At 42.0% G+C, this 11,452-nt stretch carries 11 protein-coding genes; 6 read left to right on the forward strand and 5 right to left on the reverse strand.

Features of this window, described 5'->3' with window-relative positions; translation table 11 throughout:
* Positions 1-6: 6 nt before the first annotated feature.
* The 3 genes from LJ707_RS09195 to LJ707_RS09205 all read right to left on the reverse strand — a co-directional run bounded on the left by LJ707_RS09195 (position 7) and on the right by LJ707_RS09205 (position 2,344).
* Positions 7-729: a LytTR family DNA-binding domain-containing protein gene (locus LJ707_RS09195; RefSeq protein ID WP_228950513.1), complete on the reverse strand. Its 723-nt coding sequence runs from the start codon at positions 727-729 to the stop codon at positions 7-9.
* Positions 707-1,777, reverse strand: a complete 1,071-nt coding sequence (locus tag LJ707_RS09200) for a sensor histidine kinase (protein ID WP_228950514.1) — start codon at positions 1,775-1,777, stop codon at positions 707-709. The genes LJ707_RS09195 and LJ707_RS09200 overlap by 23 nt, the downstream gene beginning before the upstream one ends.
* Positions 1,778-1,900: 123 nt before the next feature.
* Positions 1,901-2,344 carry a helix-turn-helix domain-containing protein gene (locus tag LJ707_RS09205; protein ID WP_255678821.1) on the reverse strand — a complete coding sequence of 148 codons (444 nt, stop codon included), beginning with the start codon at positions 2,342-2,344 and terminating at the stop codon, positions 1,901-1,903.
* Positions 2,345-2,439: 95 nt separating this feature from the next.
* Here LJ707_RS09205 and LJ707_RS09210 point away from each other — a divergent pair, with 95 nt between their 5' ends.
* The 6 genes from LJ707_RS09210 to LJ707_RS09235 all read left to right on the forward strand — a co-directional run bounded on the left by LJ707_RS09210 (position 2,440) and on the right by LJ707_RS09235 (position 9,836).
* Positions 2,440-3,183: an SDR family oxidoreductase gene (locus tag LJ707_RS09210; RefSeq protein WP_228950516.1), complete on the forward strand. Its 744-nt coding sequence runs from the start codon at positions 2,440-2,442 to the stop codon at positions 3,181-3,183.
* A gap of 326 nt (positions 3,184-3,509) precedes the next feature.
* On the forward strand, positions 3,510-5,885 hold the full coding sequence (locus tag LJ707_RS09215) for a TonB-dependent receptor (protein WP_228950517.1): 2,376 nt from the start codon (positions 3,510-3,512) through the stop codon (positions 5,883-5,885).
* 31 nt (positions 5,886-5,916) lie between these two features.
* Positions 5,917-6,738 (forward strand): DUF4249 domain-containing protein, encoded by an 822-nt coding sequence (locus LJ707_RS09220; protein WP_228950518.1) that lies wholly within the window; start codon positions 5,917-5,919, stop codon positions 6,736-6,738.
* Positions 6,739-7,070: 332 nt separating this feature from the next.
* Positions 7,071-7,961: an SDR family oxidoreductase gene (locus LJ707_RS09225; RefSeq protein ID WP_228950519.1), complete on the forward strand. Its 891-nt coding sequence runs from the start codon at positions 7,071-7,073 to the stop codon at positions 7,959-7,961.
* 4 nt (positions 7,962-7,965) lie between these two features.
* Complete coding sequence (locus LJ707_RS09230) at positions 7,966-8,892, forward strand: NAD(P)H-binding protein (protein WP_228950520.1); 927 nt, start codon at positions 7,966-7,968, stop codon at positions 8,890-8,892.
* 20 nt (positions 8,893-8,912) lie between these two features.
* Positions 8,913-9,836: an AraC family transcriptional regulator gene (locus LJ707_RS09235; RefSeq protein ID WP_228950521.1), complete on the forward strand. Its 924-nt coding sequence runs from the start codon at positions 8,913-8,915 to the stop codon at positions 9,834-9,836.
* A 68-nt stretch (positions 9,837-9,904) separates the two neighbouring features.
* On the opposite strand, the gene LJ707_RS09240 is transcribed toward LJ707_RS09235, so the two are convergent.
* Both LJ707_RS09240 and LJ707_RS09245 read right to left on the reverse strand, forming a co-directional pair.
* The gene (locus LJ707_RS09240; RefSeq protein WP_228950522.1) at positions 9,905-10,813 is read right to left on the reverse strand and encodes a hypothetical protein; all 909 of its coding nucleotides are present in this window, start codon (positions 10,811-10,813) and stop codon (positions 9,905-9,907) included.
* Positions 10,814-10,920: 107 nt separating this feature from the next.
* On the reverse strand, positions 10,921-11,370 hold the full coding sequence (locus LJ707_RS09245) for an AraC family transcriptional regulator (RefSeq protein ID WP_228950523.1): 450 nt from the start codon (positions 11,368-11,370) through the stop codon (positions 10,921-10,923).
* Between the last annotated feature and the right edge of the window lie 82 nt (positions 11,371-11,452).

Raw genomic sequence — 11,452 nt, forward strand, 5'->3', positions numbered from 1 at the left:
TGGGGATCACTTACTTAAAATTTTTCTGGTCACGAATTCATTAAAAAAGTGATCCCTGTAAATATTGCCGATCGGTATTTCGTTTTCCCTGATGTAGACCGTATTGTTATCTACAGAATCTATATTGTTTACATTGATGATGTACGATTTGCTGACCCTGACAAAAAAACTTTTTGGCAGCAATTCATGGATCGTCTTTATATTCATCAGGGTGATCACCTTTTGAGTTGCCAAATATATGATCACATAATCTTTTAAGCCTTCAATATAGAGTATATCGCTGAAATAGACTTTGAATATTCTGCGTTCTGATCTCACAAAAATATAATCAGTGGTTATGTTTTCTATATTGCTATTAGCTTGCTCGGTATGGAATAATTTACAATATGTTTGCGCCTTGTCAACCGCTTTTTGAAAGCGCTCCGGTTTTACAGGCTTGATCAAATAGTCAATAGCGTCTACCTCATAACTTTCAGAAGCGAATTCGTGATAAGCGGTGGTAAACACTACTAAAGTATTTTTAGGGATGGTTCGGGCAAATTCAATGCCGTTCACGCCCGGCATCTGAATATCAAGAAACACCAGGTCTACAGTATTTGTTGCCAAAAAATCTTTAGTAGCTTCTGCTCCGTTAAATGAGCCTGCAATGTCTAAATTATCTGTCTGACCAACCAACTTTTCAATGGCCTTTCTTGCTAATGGCTCATCATCTACTATAATACAGTTCATTATTTAAATGTAGGGATAAGGTAACACTGTAGGTGTCTGGATTATCTTCGATCTGCAGAATGTGTGATGATGGGAACATTAACTCTAACCGTCTTTTGATATTAGCCAGACCTAATCCTCCGGGCTTACTAACTGCTTTTACAGCCGGTTTTGAGTTTACGCATTTAAAAAAAAGCTCGTTATGGCACACATCAAAATACAAATTAAGGTAAGATAGTTTCGCAGAGTCGTTATTGTGCTTTACGGCATTTTCTACAAATGATATAAATAATAAGGGCGGCACCTGAACACCGCTCAATTCGCCTTCCTTGGATATTAAGAAATTGAAATTATCGCGTCTGACTTTTTCCAGGTTCAAAAAATCCTCCAAAAAGTGGATCTCTGAAGTTAACAGAACCTTATCTCTTGAACTGTCATAAAGCTGATAACGAAGCAGGTCACTTAACTTTACTAATACCTGTGAAGCTTTTTTAGGATCATCCTCAATCAACACATTAGCATTATTGAGCATATTAAAAAGAAAATGCGGGTTGATCTGGTTTTTGAGCTGCTCCAGTTCAGTATTCGTTTTGGCCAGCTCCAGTTCATAAATTAGTTGCGCGTCAGATATCCATTGCTGGAATATTTTAACCGCTGCTGATGCAATAATAAGCATCATGATCATGAAGGAAAACGTAATAAAGTTAATAGTGTCATCCTGGTAGGGAAGTGATTTATGCTTAAAGTAAAAAGCAAAAAGCTCGTGAATGTAGAACGAAAGGATAATCCCTAAAAGCGCAAAAATTCCATAGCTCAGGTATTTTTTTTTGAATAAAAAATTCGGCACTAAAAGATACATATTGCAGTAGGCCAGTAATATTATCTGGAAAAAGATAACCAGTCGATTGTAGGTTTCGAAAGGTTCTACATAATCCGCAGGGCTGTAATACAAAACAACAATACAAAAGGCGATCACAAAAAAATGACGTTGAAATTTGTATTTTTCTGCAATAATCCACTGTAGCATCAAATTGGTATCTATGGCTTTTGCGTGTAGAGGTATACTCATAAATTTAAATATAAGGCAAATCAAGTGATCCCCCGGAATTGAAAAGAACTTACTATACAAAAGCCTGTTAATTATATACCAAATTAGGTGGTTAAACTTTTTAGCAACTAAAGCAGGTTGCTTCTAAAAAGTGTGGGCTTGTTTTTCTGTAAGTGATTGCCGCTGGCCCCTCAGTTTATCCTGTAGCTCAGTAATCAGTTTCTTTTTATTTTTTTTAATTCCCTCAAGTAATGTTTTTGGGCCGCCGTCAGGGTTATACCTGGACCCCCAGTTCAAAAATTCTACCATAAAAGGTATCATTTCAATACCCTTATCTGTTAGCAGGTACAGAAACTTAGAGGCATTTTTTGGTGAGGTTATTTTTGAAACGATCCCCTCATTTAAAAGCGTGTTCAGCTTTTCGGTAAGCACAGCAGAAGATATTTTCTCGTCCGATGCGCGAAACTCCAAAAAGGAATTTTTGCCGTTAAACATTAAATCCCGTAAAAGCAATAGCATCCATTTATCGCCGAAAATTTCCACCGAATAATTGATTGGACAGCTTGATCTCCTTTCGATTGTTTTCATATTGTCAAAATAAAAAGCAGTTTATTTTTAAAACTACTTTTGGATATATTTGTAGTTCGAAAAACAGACTACAAAATTAACTAAAAAATTTAATTATGGACTTTACAAATAAAAACATAGTTATTACAGGCGGAACCACAGGTATCGGCCTTGCAACTGCAAACGCATTTATAGCCGCAGGGGCAAATGTTTGGATTACAGGAAGAAATGCGGAGAATCTGCAAAAAGCAGCCGCGCAAATAAACAGCCCGAAATTATTTACAGTGATTTCAGATACTTCAAAACCCGAAGGCATCTCGATTTTGGAAAAAGCAGTTTCGGAAAGTGGACAGCAATTAGATGTGCTGTTTCTTAATGCGGGAATTGGGGTGTTTGAGCCAATGGAAAAGGTAACTGAAGAAAATTTTGACGCACAATTTAACACCAATGTTAAGGGGCATTTTTTTACGTTGCAAAAATTAATTCCTTACCTGGCAAACGGGGCGGCTGTACTATTTACATCATCAACAGCGGCCACTGCTGCAAATGCTGGTTCTATCGTTTATTCAGCAACAAAAGGCGCATTGAACAAGATAGCCCAAATTGCCGCGAATGAACTGGCCGGTAGAAAAATTCGCGTCAATATCGTAAGTCCGGGACCGATAGCCACACCTGGCTTAGATACCGTAGTACCTGCTGATGCACAAGCATTTTTAGCCGGTGCTACAGCCCTTCAACGGTTGGGTGATGCGGATGAAATTGCTAAAACGGTGTTGTTTTTGGCCTCTGATGCCGCGAGTTTTATCACAGGAACAGAGATTATTGCGGATGGCGGCTACCTTAACTATGCGCTAAAATAAACGCTGAATACAATATAACTCATTACGGCAGCTTATTTTATATACCGTAATGCTTGCATAGTAAAGTTTAAAGAAAAAGGAGTTAGGTTTCTAACTCCTTTTTTTGTGAATCGCCAAAATCAGATTGATCCATTCCAAATAGTAGAGGTGTATTTCATTTAACACTCCGGTTTATTTTGCCGAAGTATAAAGCACCATTTATTTTACTATATATAAAAGCTGCTTTAATATATAAAGAGCCACGTTTGGTATATATAAAAATTGCGGGGTCTGTAAAAAAATAGTTTAGCCGAAAATTATAGCATTTAACTCTAAACTTTTTTTAAATGAAAAGCAGAATCTTATCCGTCATGGTACTCCTCTTTGCCTCAGCATTTCATGCCTATTCGCAGGAAAAAGTCACCCTTAGCGGCACGGTCATTAACAAGTTTAATACCGAAACACTTATTGGCGTAAGCATTTACATTCCGGAAGCGAAAGTTGGTCTGACCACCAATTCTTACGGGTTTTATTCCACCACATTGCCAAAAGGCAACTATACCGTTATAGTTAGCTATGTGGGTTATGACCGCCTGGAAGAGCGTGTTACGCTGACCGAAAATACAAAACGGAACTTCGGGATGACAGAAAGCAGCAAAACGCTGGATGAAGTTTTGATCAAAACCAATACCCCGCAAGCCAATATCCGCAAACCCGAAATGAGTACCAATAAACTGTCCATCGCCACCATCAAAAAGATGCCGGCCGTTTTGGGTGAGGTTGATGTTCTTAAATCCATCTTACAGCTTCCCGGCGTTGCCAATGCACAGGAAGGTGCCACTGGATTCAACGTCAGAGGCGGTTCTGTAGATGGGAACCTGGTATTGCTTGATGAAGCCGTTGTTTATAATACGTCGCATTTATTCGGCTTCTTTTCTGTCTTCAATGCCGATGTGATCAAAGATCTGAAACTCTACAAGGGAGGTATCCCCGCTAATTTTGGCGGACGCATATCATCAGTACTGGATATTTATCAAAAAGAAGGAAATAACCAGGAATTTCATGTTAACGGCGGGATTGGCTTAGTTTCAAGTAGGTTGCTTGTTGAAGGCCCTATCGTTAAGGACAAAAGTTCATTCGTTTTGGCGGGAAGAGGATCATATGCCCATCTTTTTTTAAAAATTGCTAATGATCCCAATTCGGCCTATTTCTATGATTTGAACACCAAGTTCAACTATAAGTTCAATGATAAAAACAACGTGTACGTTTCAGGCTATTTCGGCAACGACAACCTGAATTTCAATAATAGTTTTATAAATACTTACGGTAACAAACTATTTAACCTCAGGTGGAACCATATATTTTCAGACAAGATATTCTCTAATGCATCTGCCATTTACAGTGATTATGACTACCGGATCAAAGTAAAATCCGCCGGTCTTGACTGGAAAGCAGAGGTTAAAAATTATAATTTTAAGTATGATTTTAAACATTATGTTTCAAATGACCTCACCTTAAATTATGGTGTAAATACCATCTACTACAATTTTAATCCGGGAACGATCAGGCCGTTCGGTACCATCTCGACTGTCAATCCGGATCAGTTGGCCAAAAAATATGCTTATGAAAATTCGGCATACATCAGTGCTGAACAAAACCTTTCTGAGAAATTATCACTGAATTACGGACTTCGCTACAGCAACTTTCAGCGGGTAGGCGCGCAAGAAGTTTACACCTATGCCAATGATCAGCCGGTTGTTTACAACAAGGAGCTGCAAATTTACGAAGAGGCTACTCCAACAGGAACGATAAACTATGCGAAAAATAAAAAGATAGCAAGTTTTGGCAATCTGGAACCCAGGCTTGCCATAGCTTATTCGCTAAACAATAACCAATCCATCAAGGCCAGTTACAATAGAATGAGCCAATATGTACATCTTATCTCCAATACGGCTTCTGCAAGCCCGCTTGACATATGGGCACCTACCGACAAATACCTTAAACCAGAGATATTAGATCAGGTAGCACTGGGTTACTTCCATAATTTTAAAGACGGTAAATATTCTTTGGAAACTGAAACATTCTATAAAAAAATAAAAAACAAAGCAGATTACATTGATGGCGCGGATCTGTTAGGGATCGACGCGGTAGAAAGCGTGCTGTTGAACGGTGAAGGAAGGGCGTATGGCCTGGAAATGATGCTGAAGAAAAATACAGGAAGGCTGACGGGCTGGGTATCCTACACGCTTTCTAAAGCACAGCAAAGAACACCAGGCAGAAATGCAGATGAGCCGGGTATAAACAACGGGGAATGGTACAGAGCTAATTACGACAAGCTGCATAATCTATCCGTCACGGGGGCTTACTCGGTAAGTCCAAAGTGGTCTTTTGGGGCTATCCTTAATTTTCAGAGCGGAAAAGCAGCCACATTCCCTAACGGAAAATACCTGTACCAGGGTGTTACTGTAGCCAGTTACGGCGCAAGAAACGAGAATTCGTTATCAGCGTATCACCGTTTGGATGTATCTGCAACCTATACGCCTAAACCCGACAAGAAAAAAGGCTGGCAGGGGGAGTGGAATTTCAGCATCTACAATCTTTATAACAGGAATAACGCGGCATCATATTCTTTCCGTCAGAACGAAGAAACAGGAAGAAACGAAACAAAGAGAATATCAATTTTCGGCATTGTACCAAGTGTAACCTACAACGTGAAATTTTAAAAACTACTATCTACTTTAATTAAGATAATAAATGAAACTATTTAAAATAATACCAATATTACTCGCCGGACTAATCCTGACAGGATGCGAAAAAGTAATTAAAGAGGATCTTAAAACGGCTGCGCCACGATTAGTTGTGGATGCCTCGATTGACTGGGTTAAGAACACTGCGGGCAATGAACAAAAGATCGTGTTATCCACAACAACAGGGTATTACAGTTCCGAATTCCCGGGCGTTTCCGGCGCGATAATCACTGTAACCAACGCATCCAATACGGTTTTTACTTTTGTGGAAAAGCCCGGAACAGGGGAGTATATCTGCAATAATTTTATTCCCGTTATCGGCGAAACTTACAACTTAAAGATCGTTTTGAACGGCGAGACATACACAGCCTCAGAAACATTTACGCCGGCACCTGAAATTGAAGATAAAATAGATCAAAACGATAAAGGAGGCGAGGTTGGTGACGAGGTTGAGATAACGTTTTATTACCAGGACGATGCCGGTCAAAAAAATTACTATCTGAACAGTGTTACCCAGCCTCATTCAACGTTTCCCGAACTGGAAGTTGAGGACGATGAACACACCAACGGTAATTTAAACCAGGAATCGTATTCGCATGAAAAATTTAAGCCCGGTGACCGCGTTGACATCAAACTGTATGGCATTTCAAAAAGCTATTATAACTATATGTTCAAATTGATCGTGGCTACCGGTAATGATGGCAACCCCTTCCCGGCCATACCAAGTGCCGTTCGCGGCAATATTGTCAATCAGTCCAACGGCAATAATTATGCTTTCGGTTACTTCAGGCTGGCAGAGGTAGCTACTAAAAGTTATACGATAAAATAACCCGATCTGATGAGCGGAGTAAAGTAAATACTCCGCTCAATTTATCATGCATCAGGTTCAGCAATATCATACACTTATTCTACACAGAACGCAATATGTGTAATTGAATATCGAAATGAGTAAGATATTAATTGCCCTTTTCCTATGCTTATTCTTCCTGACGGTTGACGCGCATTGCGTAGTTCATTCATGATTTGCCCGAGGTAATAAGCCAGCAATTTCACCTGTGCTATTGTTTGCTTTTACATGGTTTTGGCTAAACCAAACGCAGATTCGGATAAATCCGGCCAGTAAAAGCCGCCCATCTTTGTATCAACAAAAAGAGATCAATTATGCGCGTATTTGTTACAGGAGCTACAGGCTTCATCGGAACTGTCATTGTGCAGGAATTAATAGGTGCCGGCCACCAGGTACTGGGACTGGCCCGCTCGGATGCGTCAGCCCAAAAACTGATCGATGCGGGTGCGGAAGTTCACCGCGGCGACCTGGAAGATCTGGATAGCCTGCGCAGCGGGGCCGCTCAAACAGACGGCGTCATCCATGCCGGCTTTATTCATGACTTTACCCGCTTTGCCGAAGTTTGCGAGGTGGATAAGATCGCTATCGAAACTATTGGCGAGGTGCTGGCCGGTTCTGACCGTCCGTTCGTTGTAACTTCAGGTACGGCGCTGGTAAACCCTGGTAAGCTGGCTACCGAAGACATCATCCCGCCGTTTAACCCCGCCTGGCCGAGGGCGTCTGAACAAACTGCGGATGCCGTTGCTGATAAAGGGGTGCGTGCTGCAGTAGTTCGCTTATCACCGTCAGTACATGGCGACGAAGACAGGCACGGATTTATCCCGATCATGGTCAGCATCGCTAAGCAAAAAGGTGTATCTGCTTATCTTGGGGAAGGGCAGAACCGTTGGAATGCGGTGCATCGTTTAGATGCTGCCCGTTTATTCCGTTTAGCTTTAGAGGGTGCCTCACCAAAAGCCCGTTATCATGCATCCGCTGAGGAAGCCATTACTGTTAAGTCAATTGCAGAAGCTATAGGTAAACAACTTGACCTGCCGGTAAGTTCCATCACATCTGAAGCAGCAGCAGAGCATTTTGGCTGGTTCGCACAAATGGCCGCGATCGACTGCCCGTCGTCAAGCAAGTGGACCCAGGAGCAATTAAACTGGCAGCCAGCACATTCCACTCTGCTTACTGATATTGATAACGGTATTTATACCCAATAGTGCCATGAAAATTATTGTAACCGGTTCTTTAGGGAACATCAGCAAACCGCTGACTGAAATTTTAGTTGCCCAGGGTCATGACGTGACCGTGATAAGCAGCGATAGCAATAAACAAGCCGCCATAGCAGCATTAGGTGCAGTGCCAGCTATTGGCTCGATCACCGATGTTGGCTTTTTGACCAGTATTTTTCAGGGAGCAGACGCGGTATATGCGATGATTCCGCTGAGTTTTACCGAACCTGATCTGGGCGAGTATCTGCACCGTGTGGCGCAAAACTATGCACAGGCAATTAAACAAGCGGGCAACAAACGGGTAGTAATGTTAAGTGGCTGGGCGGCAGACCTGGTGAGAGCGGAAGGTGTAGAATACCTGTTCGACGGGCTGGAAGCTTCAGTGACCATAATGCGGCCGGCTGCATTCTACACCAACTTTTACCAGTCGATAGACCTGATCAAAGGCAAAGGCTTCATCGGCAAATTTCTAACGCTGCGTTATTCAGGCCTTTGGGCTTTGCTGACCGGTAAAACCGGTCTGCTCATGGGAAATTATGGCGGCGATGACCGCATCGTTTTCGTATCTCCGAGGGACATCGCGGATGCCGTGGCAGAAGAACTGCTTTTAATGCCCGGGGAGAAAACCATCCGTTACGTAGGCAGCGAGGAAATGACCTGTAATGAGGCGGCAAAGATCATTGGTACAGCGATAGGCAAGCCCTGGCTAAAATGGGTACTACTTTCGGATAAGGAAATGCTGCAGGGATTCAAGATGGGCAAATTACCCGAAAAACTGGCAGAAACCCTGGTAGAAATGCAGGCCGCCATGCACAGCGGCAAAACACTGGAGAACTTTCATCGGAGTAAGCCAAAAATGGGTAAAGTGAAACTTGCTGATTTTGCCCGGGAATTTGCCACAGTCTATCATCAAAAATAAATAGCTACATTTAATAAATCATGAGCAGCAATCCGCTTTTTCATTTCCACACCATTTCCGAATATCACCGGGCTGCTGGCCTGCCTAAACCGGCACATCCACTCATTAGCCTGGTGCATATGGATGACCTGAACAGGCCGCTGGCAGAAGGCTCATTTAGCGTGGTTTACGATTTCTATTCGATCTCCATGAAAAGAGTGAAGGACGTGAAATTCAAATACGGCCAGCAGGCCCATGATTTTGATGAAGGTGTGCTGTTCTTCATGTCGCCCGGTCAGGTTTTTGGCGTTGAAATTGAAAAAGGAACCGTGAGGCACAGGCCCGAAGGCTGGATGATCCTGGTCCATCCTGATTTTTTATGGAATACGCCATTGGCCAAAACCATCAAGCAATACGAGTTTTTCGGCTACTCTGTTTATGAGGCGCTTTACCTGTCGGACAAGGAAGAAACCATGCTGACCACCATTGCGCAAAATATTGAGCATGAATACAATGCTAATATAGACCGTTTTAGCCAAAGCGTGATCATTGCGCAGTTGGAACTCTTGCTGACCTATTCTGAGCGCTTTTATCAGCGCCAGTTTATCACCCGTAAGATTACGAGTCACGAGATCCTCATCAAACTGGAAGACCTGCTCTCTGCTTACTTTAACAGCGGGGCGCTCGCGCAGAAAGGCTTACCAAGCGTAACTTATATTGCTGAGAACCTGAACATATCACCGGGTTATTTGAGTAGTCTGCTCAAATCTCTCACCGGGCAAAACACCCAGCAGCATTTACACAACAAGCTGATCGATCTGGCTAAGGAGAAACTTTCAACAACCAGGCTTTCCGTCAGCGAGATTGCTTATGAACTGGGTTTTGAACACCTGCAGTCATTCAGTAAATTATTCAAAACCAAAACCAGTCTTTCGCCGATGGAGTTTCGTCATTCTTTTAATTGATCGATGTGTTGCTTTTAAAGAGGAATATATTTAAGGCCTGCTGTTAAACCAGATGATCAACTACTGAATTATCTTATGCCCGAAGCAAAGCGGCCTTTGTATACCCGGATCAGTCTTTCCAGTCCACTTTTAGTTATGTCAAGATCGCTGATGTCGATATGCACAATTCCGCCGGGATGCTGAAAGCTTAACGTGAACTTGACACCTCTTTTTCCCTGATCTGTTCTGGTCACTTTTTCATTGAAGATCTGGTCCCAATTCAAAAATCCGGTCTGTATTGTGGTAAGCCCTTGGTTTTCCAGCACAAGCTCCGGCTGCTTTTTAAACATCCTTTTAAACGCTATGAATATTTTGTAAAGCGGAGCAATGGCGATCAAAGGTGCTATTAGTTTTAAGCTTAACTGCCAGTTGTTTTTGATAGCCAAATAAGCAATGATGGAACCCATTGCAACGAACAGTAAGCCAAACAAGATATTAATGGTAAGATGTACTTTAGAATAAAAGATATTGGTTGTGAACGGAATATTAGGATCATCTTTAAAAACTTCAGGAAAATCAAATCGACCCTGCAACTCACGCCATCGTTCGCGTTCGTTTGCTGACTGGATCTGAAGCTTATCCATTAACGTGCCGAAAGCAGGGCATAAGTTAGCTTGTACTGCCATGATCCTTAATTCGTGAACATTATCAACGTTGTCAAACGCCCACAATTTCCAGCGTGTTGTAGTTTTACTCCAATACAAAAAAGGCAGGTAAAAAAATATGATAAAGCAAAATAAGACGATACCTGCGCAAGCCAGCCAGATATTAATGGTAAACGCCGATCCTTCAAGTAACGCCATAAAGATCATCGCTAAAGGAAATAGAAAGAAAAACAAACCAGAGATCATCAGAATGCGGGGTAGGAGCAGCATCCTGCGTCCTTTGGCCAATGCATCATCAACAGAAATTAAAGTGGTTTTACGGTAGGTACTCATGTGCTTTGTGCACATATAACCATCTTAAGAACAAAACAGTTTTTGATAATCCATCCAAACGTGTTAAGGATGATTTGGAGACTTAACATACCGGCTTAAGAGAAGCCTTAATTCAACGATCTATACTCCAGCGGTGTTTGCCCTACTTGTTTTTTAAATAACCTGGCGAAATGCTGCGGGTATTTAAAACCCAGGTCAGCGGCAATCTGTGTGATGCTTTTGCTGTTATCGAACAACTGTTCCTTAGCCATATCAATCAACTTAAACTGGATATATTCCTGCGCGGTTTTGCCGGTCTCTTTTTTGATCAGGTCGCCAAAGTAGTTAGGCGAAAGGTTCAGTTGCTCTGTGCACCACGCAACACCAGGCAAGCCGATGGTTTGTGGTTTATCGGTTGTGAAATATTCGTTTAACAATTCCTCAAAACGTTCCACCACGCCACGGGTAGCATGATCGCGGGTGAGGAACTGCCGCTCATAGAAGCGAACACTGTAATCCAGGAAGAGTTCGATACTTTTAACACTAATGCCGGGTATGGTATTGGCAGTGGTTTTCAAACCGTGAAGGAGCTTTGCCCGAAAAGTAATGTGTTGGATGGTTTATCTATTCGGGGAGGCATTGAACGCGACTATGTGCTAT

Origin of the sequence: Mucilaginibacter sp. UR6-1 (genome assembly GCF_020880975.1) — a bacterium.
Classification (GTDB): Bacteria; Bacteroidota; Bacteroidia; order Sphingobacteriales; family Sphingobacteriaceae; genus Mucilaginibacter.